Source organism: Pantoea sp. LMR881 (assembly GCF_027157825.1).
Lineage (GTDB): Bacteria > Pseudomonadota > Gammaproteobacteria > Enterobacterales > Enterobacteriaceae > Pantoea > Pantoea haifensis.
The window spans coordinates 12,938-34,686 of record NZ_JAPVOK010000003.1 but is presented as its reverse complement, the minus strand read 5'-3'; the positions used below and the strand labels follow the sequence as shown (position 1 = coordinate 34,686).

Sequence of the window (21,749 nt, the reverse complement as noted above, 5' to 3'; positions counted from 1 at the left end):
TATGGCAGTATGTTTTCTGTTGCGCTCCATGGATCTCCTTCTGAAACACTGGATTCAGAAAGTGCCCGGCCAACGTCGATGTATTATTTTAATTTTACCGGGATCGGCTTTTCGGTCTGCTGAAGGCGCTCTGTCTGTGTGTTTTTGATTCTGCTGATAAAGCTGTTCAGCATTTGCTCATGCAACTCAATCACTTCGTCTGCCAGGCCAGAAAGAAGAGAGGGGTGAATAATAATTCTGTATAATACCCGCTACGGCAGCAAAAAAATCAGTGATTTCAGGGGTGTTTATCATCCCTGACGATAAAAGCTGAAAGTGTGAATCAACTCTTTGTAACGGCATCAACTGGACTTTTTTCAAACCAAAAGAACTTGTGCTCATTTGGTCTCTTTGGGTTTTCCATCTTTTTGAGCAGTACATAACGCTCGTTGCATGCTTCATAAATAGTCACAGATCCGGGAGAGGCTTTTACGGGTAAGTTAGAGCAATTAGCTAAAGCCTCAGCAAACCCCGTCCCACCTGCCCTGCAGGAAACAAGCCGAACGCTTGTAATATTGTTATCAAGAATTACTGGCTTGATTTTATTATGAAGCTCTTCAGGAGTTGACTGAACTTTGTTTATTAAACTAACAAAAGTGATCCCACCTTTGTCACCATGACCGATAATATTTATGCGGTTACCAGTTTTATTTTTAGGAACATCAAAAAAATACTGATAATCACTATTATGTCCTGTCTCTAATTTAGTGCTGTTTTGTTGCTTTCCTCTAAAACAATAATTTCGAAAATCTGCCAGCGAAACCCTGAACTGCCCCATTAAAATATCTCCTTACAAAGCCTGTACCATCAGGCTTTAGTGAAGAACAGTATACGAATTTTTATAATTTTTCCGTCAAAAACCGCCACTGAGACAGGGAGCGGGATTCAAATTTTCTGAATTACAGAAAATATTTACCAAATAAAATGGAGTGAGTTTTATTACTTTTGATAATGAAACCAGACAGGGTTTTCAGATAGTTTCCGGCGATGCAAGCCGGTGTTGGATAGCTCAAAAAACAGTCTTAATTTCGATATCCAGGCAGGCCGTTAAATGGCGGGTATTAGAATGACGATGTTTATCGGTCAGAGGTAAGAATGCGTTTTCTACGGCCGTGCCCATCTCTCCTGTGCGTTTTGGGTTGAGACTTGCCCGGTTTTAGTGGATTAGTAGAGGCGGCCGCTTCGAAAATCCCTGAAAGAAGCGATATCGTTTAGCTTTGACAGTTTTTTATGACCATCGCCGTTCTTTGATAATCTGATATCAGCGACCAGGTATGATGCGGAGCGGTGGCCACTGGCCTGAGATTACAAACAGTATTTATGTCTGGCAGCACCGACCTGTCTGCATGCCGAGCAATTCTGGCTACAGGAGTCGTAGTGCGTCTGACCATAATATGCACTCCTATAGCTTCCAGGAAGTTACACCGTAACGTAAGGCGGATGCTTTATGCTGTCCCTTGGTGGCTTATCTCTTCGTAAAATACAATCCACTGTAATCAGTAAATGCCGTTTTACTGAGCAATTTTAAACATTATCCAGCACGCCCGTTTCTGTGGATGGATTGATTTATCCATTATTTTCAGCGGCTAGCGTAAAAAGGTTTTTGAAATCATCATTGCGTTCTGCAACAAGCTTCCATCCTCAGCGGTCAAAAAGCTGCTCAAGGCCAGCCACGCTCCCTGTCAGGCGCGCCATCAGTGGTTTTATCTGACGGCCTTCGGCGTCAAATCCTGTGGCCAGACTGGTTTGCGAGACACAGATGCTGTTCAGACCGGGATTCAGGTTTACGGCGTAACGTCCCGACCACTCCCTGTCAGTGAGCAACCGGTAAATCCAGCCCATATCTTTTGCGGCTTCCATTACAAAGGTAAGGCGACTGAGAGCATCCTGTCCGTAAGCGTCCCGGAACGGGATTGCCACAGATAGATAGTCCAGCTTGTCAGCCAGCTTCGCATTAACGCCATACTGCCGACCCTGTTTCAGCAACCAGTCAATATCGGGAGCGACATCACGAGAGAAGCGACGCTGCTTCTGAGCAAAAGCCAGCCAGCATGTGAGGAAAAGATTTTCCTGAGCGGCAGAACGTACTGTTCCGTCCTTTCGGGCAAATGCCAGTGCGATCAAGGCACATCAGGCCAGATGACCAGACTTTTCTGTCAATGACACTGCAGATTTTCCCCGTAAACGTACAGAGCGGTTATTTTAACGCAAACAGTTTCGAACATCTGATAAGAGTGGTTCCTCGCACAGCGTTTCTGCTCTCATGTTATTATGTTCGCGTCATTTAATGAGTCAGCACGGATGAAGAAGAAAAACAGCACGCCAACGCCTCACGACGCGACTTTCAGGCAGTTTCTCACGCAGCCGGAGATTGCCCGGGACTTTATGGAGCTTCACCTCCCGGCAGAGCTGCGTGCGCTCTGCGATCTCAGCACCCTGAAGCTGGAGTCTGGCTCTTTCGTAGAGGATGACCTGCGGCAGTACTTCAGCGACGTCATTTACAGTCTGAGGACTACCACCGGAGACGGCTACGTTCACGTACTCATCGAGCACCAGTCTTCCCCGGACCGGCATATGGCCTTTCGCCTGATGCGCTATGCGGTAGCTGCCATGCAACGCCATCTTGAGGCCGGTCATAAGAAGCTGCCGCTGGTGATACCCGTGCTGTTCTATACCGGAAAACGCAGCCCGTATCCGTACTCCACCCGCTGGCTGGATGAGTTCGACGATCCGGCAGTCGCAGAGAAGCTCTACGGCAGTGCTTTTCCCCTGACAGACATTACCGTCATCCCGGATGATGACATCATGAATCATCGCAGCATGGCGGCACTCACGCTGCTGCAGAAGCACATCCACCAGCGCGATATGGCCACGCTGACCGACCGGCTGGCCACGCTGCTGATGGCGGACTATCTTTCTTCATCTCAGGTGACAGTGCTGATACACTATTTACTGCAGGCGGGAGAGTCGGCCGACTCCGAAGCCTTCGTTCGCGAACTGGCACAGCGTGTGCCGCAACACGGAGACGCACTCATGACCATCGCACAGCAGCTCGAGCAGAAGGGCATTGAGAAAGGACGCATGGAAGGACGCCAGGAGGGGATTCAGCTTGGCGAGCAGCGAGGTATTGAAAAGGGCGAGCGCGAAGCAACCCTGAAAATTGCACGAACCATGCTGCAGAATGGCCTTGACCAGAGTATCGTCATGCAGATGACCGGCCTGACAGAAGACGAGCTGGCGCAAATTCACCACTGAGCAGCTCAGCCATTTTCCTGAGTGCTCTTTCAGGTATTCAGATACGCCTTCTGATGCACCCGGTTCCTTTCGAGAGCAGATGTCTCAAAAATTTCAGAAAATGTTCTTCGCTGTCTTTTTCTTTCCAGCCTGGCAGGAATGTGATCATCGGCGATAACGAGTCCGGCAAGAGCAGTATGCTGCTGGCGCTGGACCTGGTACTGAGCGACAGCCGACATCGGGTTGAATCGCTGGGCATAAAGGCATTTCTTTCTCAGCAAGCATATCCAAGCCAATCCTCTGCATTTAGCTATTATATGTAAAGTTCGCTTAATGCTATTTATGTTAAATTAAGCGTATTAAACTCTGTTTGAAAGAAACTTCAGTATTTTTTCTTACGCTTATCATTCCCATGCCAGCAATACGGTTTATATAACCAAAAAAATCTCAAGCCGGACCATCAATAAATCCCGCTATTCCAGTTTTACATAGAGAAAAATGGGGTTACGGGCGGATGCGCATAAAATAATACCCCACCTAGCGATTTATGAATGCGTCGAGTAAGGGCATGTCAACCAGACATCAGGCGCTTGAATTAAATATACAGTCCAGGCGGCTTATGAACTGCCATTACAGCAGGCGCGCAAACCTGTAAGGAGCTGGATCAACCACAGGAGGATGGTTAGTCACCAAATCCGCAGCTAGCTGTCCAGCGGCAGGTGAAGTACCAAAGCCATGGCCAGAGAAGCCTGTCGCCAGGGTTAATCCCGGTATGGCATCCACCGGGCCAATCACTGGGTTAGAATCTGGCGTGACATCAATCACTCCTGCCCATGATTCGGCCATTTCGGCTTGTTGAAAGACTGGCCAGGCCGCACGTAAATTACGCATTGCTTCATTATTCAATGCCGGATTGGCTTGTGGATCCAGCGTGCGGATTTGCTCAAAGGGCGAACGCCGATCGCTTCGCCAGCGACGCGCCAGGGCTAAATCTTTTGCGAAATATTTGCCCAAAGAAATCCGCAAATTGTCTCGCGCGTGACGTAACTGCGGTAGATAGCGCGTCCCGATCAAGAGATGATCGAGCGTCAAGGGCGCATCCAGCGCACCTCGTTGGGTAATAATAAAGCCCCCATCCTGATGTTTGCGGAACGAAAAATCAGGAGCGCCGATTGCGGTATTGGCAGGACCCTGTAACGGTTTAGTGCGCATTACTGAGCAAATAAGCGGTAGTGTTGGCAAGTCGATGCCGTGATTACCTAAGAAGCGACGTGACCAGGCACCGGCTGCCAGTAGAACCTGATCGCATCGAATTTCACCTCGTTCTGTCACCACGCCGCTGACTTTACCATTGCTGGTAGCTAACGCGCGCACAGCGCACCCCTCTATAACGTACGCGCCCTTAGCGATAGCGGCTTTCGCAATAGCACTTGCCGCCAGCGTAGGTTCTGCCCGTCCGTCAGATGCGGTAAAAATGCCTCCCGCCCATTTTTCTGCGCCGCCAGGTGCATGCGCTGCAATTTCGGCATTGCTGAGCAGTCGGGTGTCCAGCCCAGCGGTATTGACGCTCTTGAGCCACTTTTCATGCATTGCCATCTGCATCTCATTGCGAGCGATAAACATAATACCCGCCTGACGATAGCCTACATCATAGCCCACACGCGTTGCCATCTCTGCCCACAGGCGATCGGCTGCCTGCGCCAGCGGAATATCATCCAGCGCGCGGCTAGTTTTACGGATCCAGCCCAAATTTCGTGACGACTGTTCCCCGCGATGCGCCCTTTCTCCAGGACGACTACCGGAATATTGCGCTCAGCGAGCGTCAGAGCGGCCGTTAACCCTACAATGCCGCCACCGATGATCACCACAGTGGTAGCATCCGGCATAACATGTGAGGTTGTGACTGGCGTAATAACTGGTGCCATAGCGCATCTCCCGCCCTTACAGAGCTACATTAATTTCCTGAATTTGGGCTTTGCCTGCTCCGCGGTAAGCGGTCACTTCCAGCTCTACTTTATAAACAGTGGATCCCAGCGGTGGACAGGTTACGGTTGATGCCGGATTGATACCGCGAAACTTCTCGCCGATGATAGCCATCACGGCGGGGACATCATCCGGGTCTTGAATAAATACACGCGAGCACACCACATCCTGCAATGTGGCATCAATAGCGGCCAATGCTGTTTCAATATTGGCAAAAACCTGCAGCGTCTGTTCGCGCAAATCTGTGGGGATCTCTTTAGTCTGCGGGTTACGACCGGCGGTATTTGACACATAAATCCAGTTATCCACCGCGACAAGACGTGAGTAGCTCGCTTGCTCTTCAAATTTCGAACCGGTTTTAACTTTAATGATGGTAGTCATGATTTTTCTCTTTTAATAAACTGATTAACGTAAAACCGGTGATTCCCACAGGTTGAGTTTTATGCCGATACCTCTCTCGATAGCATTGCGATACAACACTGTGCCCCAGGCCACATCTTCTACCGGCATACCGCCAACCGACATAATGATGATCTCCTCATCGTTTTGGCGTCCAGGCGCATCACCGGCAACGATCTTGCCAATGTCTTCCAGCTGCTCCGCTTGCAGTTTTCCTTCAGCCAACATGTCCATAAAACGCACACCAATAATTGGAATGTAGCGATGCGCGGGTTTAGGCACTTCATCGAACCAGGCGTGATACAGGCCGGTATTATCTAGCACTTTGCGAATGTCAGGCTGCTCCATGCCTGCATCGATATTGCACAAGGCGGGCATTGCCAAAAAAGCTCCTCCTTTTACCCACTCACGTTTCACAACTGGATATGTAGCTGGATCCCCCACTTCGCCTGAGCTGCAATAGGTGACAATATCACTGTCGCGTACCACCTCTTCCAGCGTATCGACAATCTCTACCTGCTTGATCTGCGGATAGGTTTCCTGCACCCACGTAAGGAAGTTATCAAGGCTAGGCTGCCCTCGCCCTTTCACTTTGATGGTGTCGATACGCGGACACACAGCAATAAACGCTGCAACAGCGGTTTTGCCCATCACACCTGGTCCGAGCAAACCAATCACCCGTGAATCCTTGCGTGCCAGATGACGCGCCCCCACACCGGGCACTGCGCCAGTACGGTAGGCCGACAGCAGGTTGGCAGACATGTGCGCCAAAGGCGCGCCGGTATCGGCATCATTCAGGGTGAACATCAGAATTGAGCGCGGCAGCCCTTTTTCGCGGTTAGCGATATTTGAGCCATACCACTTCACGCCTGCCGTGCAAAAACTGCCGCCTAAATAAGCAGGCATGGCCATCATGCGCCGGTCAGCGGTGGGTTTTGGCATTGTAGGGAACGGCGAGTTTTCTGGAAAAGTCACCATGGCACCATGCGAATCATTATTTGCGCCTGCCATGCGATAGTCGCCGTGATACAGCAGGCCAAACATCTCTTCCATGGTATCCACACAGGCGGCCATGTCGGTCACGCCAGCTCGAATCATGTCTTGCTCTGACAAGTAAATAAAATCGATGCGGGTTGAATCATTCATAGGTCGCCTCTTCAATCACTCTTATGGTCTATTTCCTGCTGTATCAATGAATGTCATAAACAGAAATTTCACTGGCTTTTGCCACTTATCGGACAAGGGGGCATTTGCTGTGTGAAACAGGAATAGCGCGTCAGATGTCCAGCTGTATTGAATATTTGCGACATGGCGAAAAGCAGGCGTGGCATAGCGCTTGCATTCTTGAGACTAAATAGCCCAAGCGGAGCTTGCCATGACCTCACTACCCTTATATCGCCACCGAGGATTTCAACCTGAGCAGCCATGGTTTGTGATGAATGCAGCTCAGCATTACTCGTTGATAGCCTCAGATAATCCTGCGATATCGCATTTCTATAGTTTTGAAGTTGCGCAAAATGCCAGTATGACGTTGGCTATTCCTGACGGCTGCGTGGATATCCTCTTTGATTGTCATGCAGAAAATCCTCAGGCACGCGTGTGTGGCACCACGCTTGAAGCGCGTGGCGCAGATATGCAGCATAATCATCGCTATTTCGGCGTAAGATTTGCGCCGGGCGTAATTCCTGACTTTCTTGACGTGATGGCAGAAGAGATACCCGATCGCGAATTCAGTTTTCTCGATGTAGTACCCGATGCGCGTTTAGCGTTTGAACAGATCGTGCAGGCACAGGATTTTTCCCGGCAAATTATGCTGTTTAATGCTTACTTTACGTCGCGCTTGATGCGTAAAGCCTCGGCGGTGACGTCGGTAATTATTCAGACAATTCGCCGGCTGAATGGCAATATCCGCGTTGATCAACTGGAGGCCTTGACGGGATATACCTGCCGTACCATTCAACGCCAGTTCCGCCATGATACGGGTATGTCGCCTAAGGCTTTTAGCCGCATTCTGCGCTGCCAGTCGGCCATCAACACTATTCACTTACGAGAGGAGTTGTCATTCAGCGATCTGGCATTTGATCTTGGATTCAGTGACCAGTCCCACTTCCTGCGCGAGTTTAAAAAATTTGTCAGCACCACGCCGTGTGACTATCAGCGTCTTATCAGGCATGAAGATTATTTCCATCGCCTTCATTTTCACTGAGCACTAAAAGAGTGCAGCGTTGCACTGTGACGCTGTCCGATTTTTTCTATCTGCCAGCCTCAATGCTGAGAAATGATGCCGCTACCTTATCTGCCTCAGGCTGTCACTCCTGCCTGAGAAAATTCACTTAGCTGTTGAGGGCACTGGCGATGAATACGGATTCCGGCTTACGCAAGAATACGTTGGGTTTGTTTTCCTTAGTCTTTTTTGTCGTCGCGGCAGCATCGCCACTGACTGGTGTAGTAGGCGGTTTACCGGTAGCGATTATTTCTGGTAACGGCGGCGGCATTCCAGTTTTTTATATTCTCTCCTGCATTATTTTGATGTTTTTTGCGGTCGGTTTCATCGCTATGAGCCGCCACGTGAACAATGCAGGTGCGTTTTATACTTATATCTCCAAAGGTATGGGCGAAAACTGGGGTGCATCAGCATCTGTATTGGCAGTCATGGCTTATATCTCTATCCAGATTGCCATTGTGGCTATGCTTGGCTTCTTTACAAAATTATTTATTGAAGAACATTTTTCCCTCCATATCCCCTGGTGGGGGTTAAGTATGATCTTTGTTTTAATATGCTGGATGTTAAGTATCAAACGCGTTGAAGTAGGCGGAAAAGTTCTCGGTGTGTTGATGCTGGCTGAAGTAGCCATAGTGTTGTTAACCGATGTGATGCTGTTAAGTAAAAAAGACGGCCCTTATACTTTCGAGTCTTTTGAGCCTTCGGTATTTATGCAGGGTAATCTGGGTATTGCGTTTATTTTCACTATTGCGGCATTTATCGGCTTTGAATCCACTGCTATTTATGCCGAAGAGTGTCGCGATCCGCAGAAAACCGTTCCACGGGCTACCGTCTGCGCCCTGCTACTGATTACCGGTTTCTTCTGCTTCACCAGTTGGTCGCTGGTGCAGGCCTATGGTTTTGACCAGATTGTGGCCATTGCCAGCAAAGATCCCGGTAACTTTGTATTCAACATCACCCGGCAATATGTTGGCCAGTGGGCAGTTGAAACCATGTCGGTACTATTAATCACCAGCCTGTTTGCCGCAGCGTTAGCTTTTCATAACAACATATCGCGCTACCTGTTCAGTATCAGCCGTGATGGATTAATCTGGAAAGAACTAAGTAAAATTCACCCAACAAACGGCACGCCGCATAATGCAAGCCATGCGCATAGTGCCATCATGTTAATGCTGCTGGCGGGCATGGGGAGTGCGGGACTCGATCCGATGGTCCATATCTTTGCAATTGGTTCTGCCGTGGCGACCTTATGCATTCTTATTCTGCAGTTAGGCGTGTCCGCTTCCGTCGTTCTGTTCTTCCAGCGTCTTGACAGCAATCATAGTCGGTTTACGGTGTTTTGGGCTCCGTTACTGTCCATGCTGTGTATGGCCATTACCATTATTCTTGTAGTAAACAATCTGCAATCGCTGAGCGGGAGTGATTCCAGTGCAGTGAAATGGATACCATGGTTTATTGTGGGATGCGCGCTGGCAGGATATGGCATGTCGTTTAAACGCGGTATGAAAGCCGCATATAAAAAATAATTTTTTGCCGGAGGCCTGGACAGAAATTCAAACTCTTTCTGGGCTCTCCATCCCAACAGGTTTACAGAATGATTAGTTAGTCAGTGATGATAAGCCCTTATTACGTTGCTGTCAGACCCTGCCTGGTGAAACGTATATCAGCCACTCAGAATAAAAATCAAGACATAGCATATTTTATTAAGATAGCACCTCACCTGTCCGTTTTTGTCACAAGTAACAGAGCGGGCGTTAGCGTTTCAGCTAGCTTTAGTGAGGCGCTCCTGATAATTACAACTGCAAATTACGCGCATACTCATCTATTAACGCATATTGCACGCGGTTAAAGGTGTCGCGCGGCTGCTGCTGTTCGATAAACGCAAGAAGCGGATCGGCGACATCAGTTTTAATGCCGCTCAACTGCTCCATAACGGCCAGCCCGCAAAACGGCACATAGGCTTCGGAGTATCCGCCTTCATGTACCATTACCAGTCGGCCTGAGCAAAGCGCGCGGGCGGCCTGTTGGACCTTGCGGGTCATGCTACGATAGCTTTCGCTGTGCAACAGCATCCGTCCCAGAGGATCAATGGCGCTGGCGTCATAACCACAGGCGACAATAATGAGGTCAGGCTTGAAGCGTGCCAGTGCAGGCAGTACGATGCGATCCATCGCATAAAGCCAGGCCTCATTACCCGCGCCCGCCATCAGCGGAATATTGATATTAGCACCAGCGCCTTCACCGCATCCCGTATCCATTTCTCCACCGTAACCCGCTGGGAAGCAGCCATCCTGATGAAGCGAAATGGTCAGCACATCGCCGCGCTGATAATAAATATGCTGCGTTCCGTTGCCGTGATGAACGTCCCAGTCAATAACAGCGACCTTACCCACACCCTGGAGCGCTTTGGCGCGTTCGATTGCGATCGGAATGTTGGCCAGAAAACAGAAACCCATTGAAGCGTCCGGCAGGCAGTGATGCCCTGGCGGACGGCTCAGGGCATAGGCCTGGTCGCACTCCCCGTTCAGAACCGCCTCGATGGCGGCGCAGGCAAGACCGGCGGAAAGACTGGCTATCTCGTAGCTTCCCGGCCCCAGCGGCGCCTCGTCACCCAGTAGCCCGCCGCCATGATCGCTGAGATATTTGAAGCGCGTGAGATAGTGAGGCTCATGGACGCGTAAAAGATCGGTTTCGCTGGCCGGCGCGGCCGACATATTGCGTAGATGAGATGACAAACCTGAGACGTCCAGAAGGTTTTTAAACCGTCGTTTAGTTTCAGGGTTTTCGGCATGCGCCGCACCCGACGGCGGCTGAACCCAGCCGCCGACTGGAAGCGTAACAACATGCAGGCCAGTACTGTGCCAGAAACAGCGTTCATCATAAAAGAAGCCGGTTTTATTCATTTTTATCTCCATAAGTCCACTTCCAGTAGCGCTTTTGGCCGCGCTGAAAACTACTACTCATATCGCACTGACGATCCTGTTGTCATCGCCCTAAAGAACTACACGCATTGCCGCCTCAGAGAAAGAACAAAGCTGCTCCGCCTCGTTCTTTTGGCTGATAGGTCTGAGCGCCGTCTCGTGCTGTGATAACCCTGAATGCGCATTGCGCGCCTGGTCTGCTTTTAAAGAGGGTTTTCTATGCCGCAGATTCCATTACTGGCTGAGGTAACGGCATTTCTTGCCCGTGATCATGGAAGTTACATAGAGGGCAAAGCCGTTTTGGGGACGGATGCACCCTTCGACGTTATCAATCCCGCTACAGGCGAGCCGCTGGTTACCCTGCATAGCGCCAGCCTGGCACAGGCGGATGCCGCAATGCGCAGCGCACAGCAGGCGTTTATCAACTGGCGTGATATGCCAACACTACAGCGCGGTACGCTGTTATTGAAGCTGGCTGATAAACTGGCTGAAAAGCGTGAGGAACTTGCGCAGATCGAAACGATTTGTTCAGGCAAAACTATCCAGCTGGCGCGTATGCTTGAACTGGATCAGTCTGTCGCCTTCTTACGTTATTTCGCTGGATGGGCTGGTAAAATTAACGGTGAGACGCTGGATGTCTCATTGCCCTCTTTTGCTGGCGAAAAATATACCGCCTTCACCCGCCGTCAGCCGCTGGGTGTGGTAGTGGCAATTGTGCCGTGGAACTTTTCCATCATGATTGCAGTATGGAAAATCGCGGCGGCGCTGGTGTGCGGCTGTACCGTTGTAGTGAAACCCAGCGAATATACGCCGCTGACGCTGCTGCGGCTGGCGGAGCTGGCAAGTGAGTGCGGATTTCCGCCAGGCGTAATAAATGTGGTTAACGGCCCCGGCGGCGAGCTGGGGCCAGCGCTGATCAGTCATGAAGCCTGCGCCAAAGTGAGCTTTACTGGTTCGGTTGCCACGGGGAATGCAGTCAGCCGCGCCGCCAATGCTCAGGGTAAGCGCGTCACGCTGGAACTGGGCGGCAAAAATGCCGCGCTGTTTCTGGGCGACCTCTCGGTGACAGAAATGGTCAATGGCATTCTGGAGGCCGGGTATCTTAATCAGGGGCAAATTTGTGCTGCGGCAGAATGCTTCTGGCTTCCCGTCGACAAGATAGATGCGGTACTGGAAGAACTAAAATTCCGTCTTAACAGCACCGTCATCGGTTCGCCGCTGGATGAGACGACGGCGATGGGCCCGCTGGCAAACCGCGCTCAGCTGGAGAAAATTTCAAGTTTGCTAGCCACTGCGCGCCGCGAGGGTGACGAGATAGTCTGCGGCGGTGAGGCGATAGCTGGAGGCGGATACTTTCTGCAGCCCACTGCCGTACGCGTGGCATCCGCCAGCAGTACGCTGATGAAAGAGGAAACGTTTGGACCGGTAGGCAGTTTTATCGCTTATGAAGACCCAGAGCAGGCGCTGAAAACCATTAATGCCTCTCCCTTTGGTCTGGCGGCAAGCGTCTGGTCACGTAATATCAGTCAGGCGCTGCGTTTCAGCGAGCGCCTGGAAGCAGGCATTGTCTGGATCAATATGCATACCTTCCTCGATCCGGCGGTCCCCTTTGGCGGCATCAAAGGATCCGGCTCAGGACGCGAATTCGGTAGCGCGTTTATCGATGATTACACCGAACTAAAATCGATAATGGTGCGCTACTGAGCCGCTGCGGCGAGCCTCGGCTCGCCGTTAACTTGCCCGCTCGACATACCAGCTGGCATTGACGTTACGCAGCAGCTCTGTGCGGTTGCTGGCGTGCGTTTTGCTAAAGATATTGCGCAGATGGGTTTTTACGGTGGAGAGCGAAATATCCAGCTGACTAGCGATGCGTTTGTTGCAGGCTCCTTCGCGGATCATATCCACAATGAGTTGCTCTTTTGGCGTCAGTCGTTGCTCTCCGCTATGCGGCATCAGCTCGTCGGTCGCGACCTCTACCAGCGACAGCATAGCGCGCAGACGCATTCGCTCCTGCAGGCTATAGACTTTATCGCGCATCAGAGAGAGCCCCGCCACGATTTTGCGGTTCTTGCGCACATAGACTTCAATGGAATCACCCATCGCGTTGGGCTTCATAAACTGGCGATAGTAGGCCGTTTTGCGCGATGCGTCATCCATACCAGCGAAGCTGACCGGCTGAGCCGCATAGCGCTGAGGATGAAAAGGATCGAGAGCGATAAAGTCTCGCATATAGGCCTGATGCGTCTCGTCAGAAATGCCAAAGCGCACATGCTGATAAGGCATCATCTGTTCATTGACCAGATAAAACACACCGATCGAACCGGGAATAAGTTGAGTAAAGTTTTCCAGGCAGCGACAGATAAAGGCATCAGCCTGAATGGAGGCAATCTCCGCCATGTTATGTTCCTCATCATTGCAATCTCTGCTACACCGCTACGCGTAACGCCCTGAGGGTTTGCGCATAAAAGCAGTGAAACAACATTAAATTAACATTTCTATACATACCGCTTTTTTACAGTTGCGCCAGCGCCCTCTTTTCTGAAACCGGAGCTTGATCAGAATTTTTAATTCTGCCCGACTCTGCGTTAAATTAATATAAACAGAATAAATTCAATAAGTTGTAAAGCATACTGGTACTTTTCCCTCAACCTTAAGGACGATAACTCTCGCGCAGCCGGTGCGGTATACACAGGGGCAGGCAATCTACATACCCGGTGGCAGGTGAAAGAGATGTTAAAGAAAATAAGGGCGGGCTTAGCCCGTCAATTCCTGTTCCTCCCTCTCAGAGGCATCGCCCTGCAGCGTGTTGAACTCCTGCAGCAGAATTTTCAGCTGTGCCATCTTAAGCTCGCCAAACTGCGCCTCGATTTGTTGGTAGCCGGCATCAATCTCACGGCTCGCCTGCTGAAAAATTTCGACGCCGCGCGGCGTCAGCGAGGCAAACAGCTTGCGCTGGTCGTTCAGCGGCTTCAGGCGAAAGACCAGCCCATCGCGCTCCAGGCGAGTCAGGATGCCCGTCAGGCTGGGCCGAAGAATGCAGGCCTGCCGAGCCAGCGCATGGAAATCCAGCGAACGATGCTCCGCCAGGATGCGGATAATGCGCCACTGCTGCTCGGTCAACGCATAACGGTTAAGAACAGGCCGGAAAAAACCCATCGCTGTTTCGCGCGCCTGCAGCAAGGCAATGGTCAGAGAATCATGCATATCACGTCACTTTGTCATCGAATGGCTTAAGTGGAAGTCAGTATAGGGACAGCCACAGATGCTGCACAGGATTAAAGAATAACACTGCCAAAATAAGTTAAAACATTAACTAGTTAATAAAGTGATCGCTATCACGAAAGATGAAACAATTATTTAACAATCATAGGTGCCGCCATTAATTAACTAATTGATTAATTTTAAATTATTTTATTATCGTGTGAATTTTATAAAAATATCATTCGCTTACACCCTCTTGATCTCATCAGCTATCACGATCTAATAATTGATCATTAACATATTAACAACTGAATGATGCAGTCCGAACTGCCTGAAGGAAATATGATGAAAAGGTCCGTCTTTGCCGTTGCGTTAAATCATCGCTCTCAGACCGAAAAATGGGACGAGGTATTCCATCAGTCCCCTTACAAAACCCCGCCGAAAACGCCCGTATGGTTTATCAAACCGCGTAATACACAGCGTCAGTCTGGCGACACTATCGCTTTGCCTGTTAAGCAACAAACCTTTAGCGGCGGCACGCTGGCGGTAGTAATAGGCGAAACAGCGCGTAAGGTCTCTGTGGTTGATGCGCCGCGCTATATCGCCGGTTACGCGCTGGCCAATGAGCTGAGCCTCGCGGAAGAAAGCTTTATCGTCCGGCCATCAAAGCGAAATGCCGAGATGGATTTTGTCCGATTGGTGAAGTCGTCCCTCTGGCCGACGTCAGCGCGCTGGATATCCTGACTGAAGTAAATGGCGTCGTTAAGCAGAGCTGGTCTACCGCCGAGCTGCATCGCAACGCGGCGGAGTTGATTGCGGCGCTGAGCGATTTCGCCACGCTGCAGGTGGGTGATGTCATTTTGCTTGGCACTCCGCAGCAACGTATTCCAGTCATCGCGGGCGATACTGTGACCATAAAAGCGCAGGGCCTGCCCCCATTACTTAACCAGTTCACTGACAGCCAGCCCGTGCAGATCCAGCCAGATAACCATCCCACGCTGTTTGCCCTTGGGCTCAATTACGCTGACCATGCCGCCGAGCTGGCATTTAAGGCGCCGGAAGAGCCGCTGATTTTCATTAAAGCCACCAACACTCTGACGGGCGACAACAGCGTGAGCGTGCGTCCGGACAACCTCGAATATATGCATTACGAAGCTGAACTGGTGGTAGTGATCGGTAAAACCGCGCGCAACGTTAAACGCGCCGACGCCCTCGACTATGTCGCGGGCTACACGGTGTGCAACGACTATGCGGTGCGCGATTACCTTGAAAATTACTACCGCCCCAACCTGCGCGTAAAAAGCCGCGACACCCTGACGCCATTGCTGGCGCATGTTACCCCACGCGACGCTGTTCCCGACGTGCAGAACCTGCAGCTGAAAACCTGGGTCAACGGCGAACTGAAGCAGTTCGGCACCACGAGCGACATGGTGTTCGATGTCCCCTTTCTGATCGAATACCTGAGCGAATTTATGACGCTGCAACCAGGGGACATGATCGCCACTGGTACGCCGAAAGGGCTGGCTGACGTAAAGCCGGGCGATGAAGTAGTAGTGGAGGTGGAAGGCGTGGGCCGTTTAACCAACCGCATTGTGAGCGAGCGTGAATTTGAGGAGAGCCGGAAATGAAAACTATTAATCACTGGATAAACGGAAAAAGCATTGCCAGCAACGACTACTTTACCACCCTAAACCCGGCCACTGGCGAGGTGCTGGCTGAAGTGGCATCAGGCGGCGAGCAGGAAATCCATCAGGCGGTAGAGGCGGCAAAAAATGCCTTCCCAAAATGGGCCAATACGCCAATGAAAGAGCGTGCGCGCCTGATGCGTCGTCTCGGCGAGCTTATTGATGAAAATGTGCCTGAGATTGCGGCGATGGAAACGGCGGATACCGGACTGCCGATTCATCAGACCAAAAACGTACTGATCCCGCGCGCGTCGCATAACTTTGAGTTTTTTGCCGAAATCTGTCAGCAGATGAATGGTCGCACCTATCCGGTTGACGACAAAATGATGAACTACACGCTGATCCAGCCGGTTGGCGCCTGCGCTCTGGTGTCACCGTGGAACGTTCCCTTTATGACGGCCACCTGGAAAACCGCGCCCTGTCTGGCGTTGGGCAATACAGCGGTGCTGAAAATGTCTGAACTGTCGCCACTGACTGCCGATCGCCTTGGCGAGCTGGCGCTGGAGGCAGGCATTCCGGCAGGCGTGCTGAACGTCGTGCAAGGTTACGGCAATACCGCCGGCGATGCGCTGGTGCGTCATCACGATGTGCGCGCTATCTCCTTTACCGGCGGCACCGCCACCGGCCGCAAAATCATGCAAACCGCCGGACTGAAAAAGTATTCAATGGAGCTGGGCGGCAAGTCGCCTGTTCTGGTATTTGAAGATGCCGATATCGAACGCGCGCTGGACGCTGCGCTGTTCACCATTTTCTCCATCAACGGCGAACGCTGTACTGCGGGCTCCCGCATCTTTATCCAGCAAAGCATCTATCCGGAATTCGTTAAACGCTTTGCCGAACGCGCTAACAGACTGCGTGTCGGCGATCCGACCGACCCTACCACCCAGGTGGGCGCACTGATTAGCCAGCAGCACTGGGAAAAAGTTTCCGGTTATATCCGTCTCGGCATTGAAGAAGGCGCCACATTGCTGGCAGGCGGCCCGGACAAGCCTGAAGGGCTGAGCCATGGCAATTTTCTACGCCCTACCGTTTTTGCCGACGTCGACAATCGTATGCGCATCGCGCAGGAAGAGATATTCGGGCCTGTCGCCTGCCTGCTGCCGTTCAAAGATGAAGCTGAAGGCTTGCGTCTGGCGAATGACGTTGAGTATGGCCTCGCTTCCTATATCTGGACGCAAGATGTCAGCAAAGTGCTGCGCCTGGCGCGCAACATCGAAGCCGGCATGGTGTTCGTCAATACCCAAAACGTACGAGATTTGCGTCAGCCGTTTGGCGGCGTGAAGGCGTCGGGCACCGGCCGCGAAGGCGGCGAATACAGCTTTGAAGTCTTTGCTGAGATGAAGAACGTCTGCATTTCATTTGGCGATCATCCCATTCCGAAATGGGGCGTGTAATCGGTCAGCGCCGCTCTGCCGCGCAGAGCGGACATTTCTTACCCTGAGAGAAGATAACAATGACGACGAAAAAATTAACCGCCACCCTGCCCGCGCCGGATGTTTTGCGCTGCGCCTATATGGAAATTCAGGTCACCGATCTGAAAGCCTCTCGTGAGTTTTATGTCGATATCCTCGGCCTACACGTCACGGCTGAGGATGACAAAACGCTTTATCTGCGTTCGCTGGAGGAATTTATCCACCACAATGTGGTGCTGCGCGAAGGCCCCGTGGCCGCCGTAGCCGCCTTCGCTTTTCGCGTGCGCAGCCCGGAAGATGTCGATCGCGCTGAGGCTTATTACAAGGCGCTCGGCTGCAAAACCGAACGCCGTGTCAACGGCTTCGTTAAAGGCATCGGCGACGCGGTGCGCGTCGAAGATCCGCTCGGCTTCCCTTATGAATTCTTTTATGACGTGCAGCACGTCGAACGCCTGGCCTGGCGTTACGAACTTTATACTCCGGGCGCGCTGGTACGTCTCGACCACTTCAACCAGATTACGCCGGACGTGCCGCGCGCGGTGGAGTATATCGAAGGACTGGGCTTCCGCGTTACGGAAGATATTCGCGATGATCAGGGCACCGTTTACGCTGCCTGGATGCGTCGTAAATCGACCGTGCACGATACCGCTATGACCGGCGGCGCAGGTCCGCGCATGCACCATATCGCTTTCGCGACCCATGAAAAGCACAACATTCTGGCAATCTGCGACAAGCTGGGCGCGCTGCGTAAGTCTGACATGATCGAGCGCGGCCCGGGTCGTCACGGCGTATCGAACGCGTTCTACCTCTACATTCGCGATCCTGACGGGCACCGCATCGAGATTTATACCCAGGACTATTACACCGGAGATCCTGATAACCCGGTGGTGAGCTGGGACGTGCACGATAACCAGCGCCGCGACTGGTGGGGCACGCCAGTAGTTCCGAGCTGGTACACCGACGGTTCACTGGTGCTGGGTCTGGATGGCCAGCCGCAGCCGGTGCGCGAGCGTGAGCAGGCCAGCGAAATGGCAGTCACCATCGGCGCAGACGGTTTTTCTTACACCCGCAAGGGTGATGAACAGGCGGGCTATAAGCTCGGCAATACCCTGTAATCCGCAGGCTGCGGCTCTGGCTGCCGCAGCCGCGTTTTCTTCCGGAGCCTCCCATGCCCCACTTTATCGCCGAATGTACGGAAAACATCCGTGAACAGGCCGATCTGCCAGGCCTGTTTACTCGCGTTAATCGCCACCTTGCCGACAGCGGCATCTTTCCACTGGGCGGTATCCGCAGCCGCGCGCACTGGATTGACACCTGGCAGATGGCTGACGGCAGTCAGGATTTTGCCTTTGTGCATATGACCCTGAAGATCGGCCAGGGTCGCGCGCTGGAGGAACTGCAGCCGGTGATGGCGGCGCTGTTCGAGCTAATCAAAGCGCATTTCGCCGCGCTCAGCGGCGAACGCTATCTCGCGCTGTCGCTGGCGGTGGAAGAGCTGCACCCGGTGCTGAATTTTAAACAAAATAATGTTCACGCGCTGTTCCGCTGAGGAAGCTGTGATGAAAAAATGAAATTAATCTGCGTCGTCAGCAGGCCTTTATCAATGGCGAATGGTGTGACGCGCACAGCGGCAACACCTTTGCGGTGCACAATCCGGCTAACGGCGAGGCGATTGCGCAGGTAGCGGATCTCGGTACCGCAGAAACGCGTCAGGCGGTCGACGCGGCGGCACGCGCGCTAGTGACATGGCGCGCCGCGACGGCGCATGAGCGCAGCGCAATCCTCAAACGCTGGTTCAAGCTGATTACATTGCATCAGCGGGAGCTGGCACAGCTGCTCAGCCTGGAACAGGGTAAGCCGCTGAGCGAGGCGCTGGGTGAAATCAGCTATGGTGCCAGCTTTATCGAATGGTTCGCCGAAGAGGGCAAGCGCATCTATGGCGAAACCATTCCGTCGCCGTCGGCGCAGCGTCGTCTGGTTACTGTCAAACAGCCGGTCGGCGTGGTGGCGGCGATCACGCCATGGAATTTTCCCTGCGCAATGATCACCCGTAAGGTTGGACCCGCACTCGCCGCAGGCTGCACCGTTGTGCTGAAACCCGCGGCTGAGACTCCGCTTACGGCGCTGGCGCTGGCGGTGCTGGCCGAGGAGGCGGGTTTGCCGCCAGGCGTGCTTAACGTTATCACCTCAAGTGATGCGGCAGCGGTAGGCGCGACGCTTACCGCCAGCCATATAGTGCGCAAGCTCTCGTTTACCGGTTCTACCCGCATCGGCAAGTTGCTGATGGCACAAAGCGCCGACACGGTAAAAAACTGTCCCTTGAACTGGGCGGCAACGCGCCGCTGATTGTGTTTGACGATGCCGATCTCGACAGCGCCGTTGCCGGTGCGCTGGCGGCGAAATTCCGTAACAGCGGGCAAACCTGCGTTTGTGCTAACCGCATCCTGGTGCAGGACGGCATTTATGACACCTTCGCCGAACATTTTGCCGCCGCAGTCTCCGCGCTCAAAGTCGGCCCTGCCAGCGATACGCAGTCGCAACAGGGTCCGCTTATCTCCCAGGCGGCCTGCCGCAAGGTAGAGGAACATATCGACGACGCGCTGCGTCATGGTGCCAGGCTGCTGACCGGCGGTCAGGCGCACAGCCTCGGCGGCCAGTTCTGGCAGCCCACGGTGCTGACGGACGTCACACCCGCCATGCGTATCGCCCAGGAAGAGACGTTCGGTCCGGTCGCCCCACTATTCCGTTTTCACAGCGAGGAAGAAGCTATTTCACTGGCGAATGACAGCGAAAGCGGCCTGGCCGCTTACTTCTGGACGCAGAACGTGCAGCGCTGCTGGCGCGTTGCCGAAGCCGCTGGAGAGCGGCATGGTTGGCATCAACGAGGGGTTAATTTCCAGCGAAGTGGTGCCTTTTGGCGGCATCAAACAGTCCGGGCTGGGACGCGAAGGCTCGCGCTACGGAATTGAAGACTATCTGGAAGTGAAATATCTCTGCTTCGGCGGGATTAACGAGACGGGAGTATAGAGATGTTAGATCAACAAACTATTAAAAATCTGGCGCGTGAGCTCCACCAGGCGGAGCAAAGCCGCGAGCAGACGCGCCAGCTCTCGCTGCGTCACAGCGCCATGACCATTGACGACGCTTACGCCATTCAACGCGAATGGGTAGCGACCAAAATAGCCGAAGGCCGTGTACTGAAAGGTCACAAGATTGGCCTGACCTCTAAAGCGATGCAGGCCAGCTCGCAGATCAGCGAGCCTGACTACGGCGCGCTGCTCGATGATATGTTCTTTGATGACGGTAGCGACATTCCAGCCGATCGCTTTATCGTGCCGCGCGTGGAGGTCGAGCTGGCGTTTGTGCTGGCGAAACCCCTTCGTGGCCCGAACTGTACGCTATTCGATGTTTATAACGCTACGGACTACATCATTCCGGCGCTGGAAATCATCGATGCGCGTTGTCACGGCATCGATCCGGAGTCGCAGCGCCCTCGCAAGGTGTTTGACACCATATCCGACAATGCCGCGAACGCAGGTGTGGTGTTGGGCGGACGGCCGATTAAACCGGACGCGCTGGATCTGCGCTGGATCTCGCGGCTGATGTATCGCAACGGTGTGATAGAGGAGTCCGGCGTTGCGGCAGCAGTACTCAACCATCCGGCCAACGGTGTCGCCTGGCTGGCGAACAAGCTGGCACCTCATGACGTCGGGCTTGAGGCCGGACAGATCATCCTTGGCGGCTCCTTTACCCGTCCGGTCGCAGCACGCAAAGGCGATACCTTTCATGTCGATTACGGCGTGATGGGCGCCATTAGCTGCCGTTTCGTCTGAGGAGAACACATGCTGATTAATACCTTCAAACAGGCGCTGGCCGCGAAGCAGCCGCAGATTGGGCTATGGCTTGGGCTGGCGAACAGCTATAGCGGTGAAGTCGTAGCGGGCGCGGGTTTCCACTGGCTGCTGATTGACGGCGAACATGCGCCAAACGACGTACGCTCCGTACTTGGCCAGCTGCAGGCGGTGGCACCTTATCCCAGCCATCCCATTGTGCGTCCGCCGTGGAATGACGCGGTAATTATCAAACAGTTGCTGGATACCGGTACGCAGACTCTGCTGGTGCCGATGGTGCAGAGTGCCGACGACGCGCGCAGCGCAGTCAAAGCCTGCCGCTACCCGCCACGCGGCATACGTGGAGTAGGCAGCGCCCTGGCGCGCGCCTCGCGCTGGAATCGCGTTCCCGACTATCTGAAACAGGCCGATGAGCAGATCTGTCTGCTGGTGCAGATTGAAACGCGCCAGGGCGTAGCGAACCTGGCGGAAATTCTGGCAGTCGAGGGCGTTGATGGCGTGTTTATCGGGCCGGCCGATCTCAGCGCCGACATGGGCTATATGGGCAATCCTGCACATCCAGAGGTGCAGGCGGTCATCGACCAGTGTATTGAGCAGATCCTCGCAGCCGGCAAAGCGCCTGGCATTCTGATGGCGAACGAATCGCTGGCGCAGCGCTATCTACAACGGGGGCGCTGTTCGTTGCGGTCGGCGTCGACACCACGTTACTGGCGCGTAGCGCCGAAGCCGCTTGCCGCTCGATTCACTTCCAGTCTTCAGCAATCAGCAGGCGGCGAACAGAGCGTATATTAAGCCGCCGG

General features: G+C 53.0%; 16 protein-coding genes and 5 pseudogenes. 13 read left to right on the top strand and 8 right to left on the bottom strand.

The genetic code is table 11. The features are described from left to right. Positions 1-322 precede the first annotated feature (322 nt). Positions 323-817, bottom strand: a complete 495-nt coding sequence (locus O3W44_RS19780) for a hypothetical protein (protein ID WP_269294510.1) — start codon at positions 815-817, stop codon at positions 323-325. 866 nt (positions 818-1,683) lie between these two features. After that, a pseudogene (locus O3W44_RS19775) lies at positions 1,684-2,163 on the bottom strand (DUF2913 family protein); the annotation flags it as partial. Positions 2,164-2,340: 177 nt separating this feature from the next. On the opposite strand from O3W44_RS19775, the gene O3W44_RS19770 reads away from it, so the two are divergent. Beyond that, positions 2,341-3,294, top strand: a complete 954-nt coding sequence (locus O3W44_RS19770) for an Rpn family recombination-promoting nuclease/putative transposase (protein WP_269294598.1) — start codon at positions 2,341-2,343, stop codon at positions 3,292-3,294. A 53-nt stretch (positions 3,295-3,347) separates the two neighbouring features. After that, complete coding sequence (locus tag O3W44_RS19765) at positions 3,348-3,596, top strand: AAA family ATPase (RefSeq protein ID WP_269294508.1); 249 nt, start codon at positions 3,348-3,350, stop codon at positions 3,594-3,596. Between the two features lie 307 nt (positions 3,597-3,903). Here O3W44_RS19765 and O3W44_RS19760 read toward each other — a convergent pair. The 3 genes and pseudogenes from O3W44_RS19760 to O3W44_RS19750 form a co-directional block, all read right to left on the bottom strand. Continuing rightward, positions 3,904-5,198, bottom strand: a pseudogene (locus O3W44_RS19760) (NAD(P)/FAD-dependent oxidoreductase). Positions 5,199-5,214: 16 nt separating this feature from the next. Continuing rightward, the gene (locus tag O3W44_RS19755; protein WP_269294507.1) at positions 5,215-5,637 is read right to left on the bottom strand and encodes a RidA family protein; all 423 of its coding nucleotides are present in this window, start codon (positions 5,635-5,637) and stop codon (positions 5,215-5,217) included. Between the two features lie 24 nt (positions 5,638-5,661). Then, positions 5,662-6,801: a tyramine oxidase subunit B gene (locus tag O3W44_RS19750; protein WP_269294506.1), complete on the bottom strand. Its 1,140-nt coding sequence runs from the start codon at positions 6,799-6,801 to the stop codon at positions 5,662-5,664. Between the two features lie 229 nt (positions 6,802-7,030). Between O3W44_RS19750 and O3W44_RS19745 the strand changes: the two genes are divergently transcribed. After that, a complete protein-coding gene (locus O3W44_RS19745) occupies positions 7,031-7,861 on the top strand; it encodes a helix-turn-helix domain-containing protein (protein ID WP_269294505.1) in 831 nt (276 codons plus the stop codon). Positions 7,862-8,010: 149 nt separating this feature from the next. Continuing rightward, entirely contained in the window at positions 8,011-9,405 is a 1,395-nt protein-coding gene (locus O3W44_RS19740) for an APC family permease (RefSeq protein ID WP_269294504.1), read from the top strand. 267 nt (positions 9,406-9,672) lie between these two features. Here the strand turns inward: O3W44_RS19740 and O3W44_RS19735 are convergent, their stop codons facing one another. Continuing rightward, positions 9,673-10,782, bottom strand: coding sequence for a class II histone deacetylase (locus O3W44_RS19735; RefSeq protein WP_269294503.1), 1,110 nt, complete (start codon positions 10,780-10,782; stop codon positions 9,673-9,675). A 237-nt stretch (positions 10,783-11,019) separates the two neighbouring features. Between O3W44_RS19735 and O3W44_RS19730 the strand changes: the two genes are divergently transcribed. After that, positions 11,020-12,504 carry an aldehyde dehydrogenase family protein gene (locus O3W44_RS19730; protein WP_269294502.1) on the top strand — a complete coding sequence of 495 codons (1,485 nt, stop codon included), beginning with the start codon at positions 11,020-11,022 and terminating at the stop codon, positions 12,502-12,504. Positions 12,505-12,531: 27 nt separating this feature from the next. Here the strand turns inward: O3W44_RS19730 and O3W44_RS19725 are convergent, their stop codons facing one another. Next, positions 12,532-13,197, bottom strand: a complete 666-nt coding sequence (locus O3W44_RS19725; RefSeq protein WP_269294501.1) for a helix-turn-helix domain-containing protein — start codon at positions 13,195-13,197, stop codon at positions 12,532-12,534. Positions 13,198-13,554: 357 nt separating this feature from the next. Further along, on the bottom strand, positions 13,555-14,004 hold the full coding sequence (gene hpaR / locus O3W44_RS19720) for a homoprotocatechuate degradation operon regulator HpaR (RefSeq protein ID WP_269294500.1): 450 nt from the start codon (positions 14,002-14,004) through the stop codon (positions 13,555-13,557). Between the two features lie 342 nt (positions 14,005-14,346). Here hpaR and O3W44_RS19715 point away from each other — a divergent pair. From O3W44_RS19715 to hpaI, 8 genes and pseudogenes are all read left to right on the top strand, one after another. Continuing rightward, positions 14,347-15,629, top strand: a pseudogene (locus tag O3W44_RS19715) (fumarylacetoacetate hydrolase family protein). Then, entirely contained in the window at positions 15,626-17,080 is a 1,455-nt protein-coding gene (hpaE, locus tag O3W44_RS19710; RefSeq protein ID WP_269294499.1) for a 5-carboxymethyl-2-hydroxymuconate semialdehyde dehydrogenase, read from the top strand. The pseudogene O3W44_RS19715 and the gene hpaE overlap by 4 nt, the downstream one beginning before the upstream one ends. A gap of 59 nt (positions 17,081-17,139) precedes the next feature. Then, entirely contained in the window at positions 17,140-18,213 is a 1,074-nt protein-coding gene (gene hpaD / locus O3W44_RS19705; RefSeq protein ID WP_269294498.1) for a 3,4-dihydroxyphenylacetate 2,3-dioxygenase, read from the top strand. 53 nt (positions 18,214-18,266) lie between these two features. After that, positions 18,267-18,647, top strand: coding sequence for a 5-carboxymethyl-2-hydroxymuconate Delta-isomerase (locus O3W44_RS19700; protein ID WP_269294497.1), 381 nt, complete (start codon positions 18,267-18,269; stop codon positions 18,645-18,647). Between the two features lie 95 nt (positions 18,648-18,742). Continuing rightward, positions 18,743-19,893: pseudogene (locus O3W44_RS25065) on the top strand (NAD-dependent succinate-semialdehyde dehydrogenase); the annotation flags it as partial. Continuing rightward, on the top strand, positions 19,880-20,125 hold the full coding sequence (locus tag O3W44_RS24705) for an aldehyde dehydrogenase family protein (protein ID WP_331283443.1): 246 nt from the start codon (positions 19,880-19,882) through the stop codon (positions 20,123-20,125). The pseudogene O3W44_RS25065 and the gene O3W44_RS24705, both read left to right, overlap by 14 nt. Positions 20,126-20,127: 2 nt before the next feature. Beyond that, positions 20,128-20,931, top strand: coding sequence for a 2-oxo-hept-4-ene-1,7-dioate hydratase (gene hpaH / locus O3W44_RS19680; protein WP_269294495.1), 804 nt, complete (start codon positions 20,128-20,130; stop codon positions 20,929-20,931). A 9-nt stretch (positions 20,932-20,940) separates the two neighbouring features. Beyond that, positions 20,941-21,741: pseudogene (gene hpaI, locus O3W44_RS19675) on the top strand (4-hydroxy-2-oxoheptanedioate aldolase). The last annotated feature ends 8 nt before the right edge of the window (positions 21,742-21,749 follow it).

Coding starts and splice junctions, on each gene's coding strand:
- O3W44_RS19780 (WP_269294510.1), bottom strand. CDS start 817: ATGGGGCAGTTCAGGGTTTCGCTGGCAGATTTTCGAAATTATTGTTTT.
- O3W44_RS19770 (WP_269294598.1), top strand. CDS start 2,341: ATGAAGAAGAAAAACAGCACGCCAACGCCTCACGACGCGACTTTCAGG.
- O3W44_RS19765 (WP_269294508.1), top strand. CDS start 3,348: ATGCACCCGGTTCCTTTCGAGAGCAGATGTCTCAAAAATTTCAGAAAA.
- O3W44_RS19755 (WP_269294507.1), bottom strand. CDS start 5,637: ATGACTACCATCATTAAAGTTAAAACCGGTTCGAAATTTGAAGAGCAA.
- O3W44_RS19750 (WP_269294506.1), bottom strand. CDS start 6,801: ATGAATGATTCAACCCGCATCGATTTTATTTACTTGTCAGAGCAAGAC.
- O3W44_RS19745 (WP_269294505.1), top strand. CDS start 7,031: ATGACCTCACTACCCTTATATCGCCACCGAGGATTTCAACCTGAGCAG.
- O3W44_RS19740 (WP_269294504.1), top strand. CDS start 8,011: ATGAATACGGATTCCGGCTTACGCAAGAATACGTTGGGTTTGTTTTCC.
- O3W44_RS19735 (WP_269294503.1), bottom strand. CDS start 10,782: ATGAATAAAACCGGCTTCTTTTATGATGAACGCTGTTTCTGGCACAGT.
- O3W44_RS19730 (WP_269294502.1), top strand. CDS start 11,020: ATGCCGCAGATTCCATTACTGGCTGAGGTAACGGCATTTCTTGCCCGT.
- O3W44_RS19725 (WP_269294501.1), bottom strand. CDS start 13,197: ATGGCGGAGATTGCCTCCATTCAGGCTGATGCCTTTATCTGTCGCTGC.
- hpaR (WP_269294500.1), bottom strand. CDS start 14,004: ATGCATGATTCTCTGACCATTGCCTTGCTGCAGGCGCGCGAAACAGCG.
- hpaE (WP_269294499.1), top strand. CDS start 15,626: ATGAAAACTATTAATCACTGGATAAACGGAAAAAGCATTGCCAGCAAC.
- hpaD (WP_269294498.1), top strand. CDS start 17,140: ATGACGACGAAAAAATTAACCGCCACCCTGCCCGCGCCGGATGTTTTG.
- O3W44_RS19700 (WP_269294497.1), top strand. CDS start 18,267: ATGCCCCACTTTATCGCCGAATGTACGGAAAACATCCGTGAACAGGCC.
- O3W44_RS24705 (WP_331283443.1), top strand. CDS start 19,880: ATGACAGCGAAAGCGGCCTGGCCGCTTACTTCTGGACGCAGAACGTGC.
- hpaH (WP_269294495.1), top strand. CDS start 20,128: ATGTTAGATCAACAAACTATTAAAAATCTGGCGCGTGAGCTCCACCAG.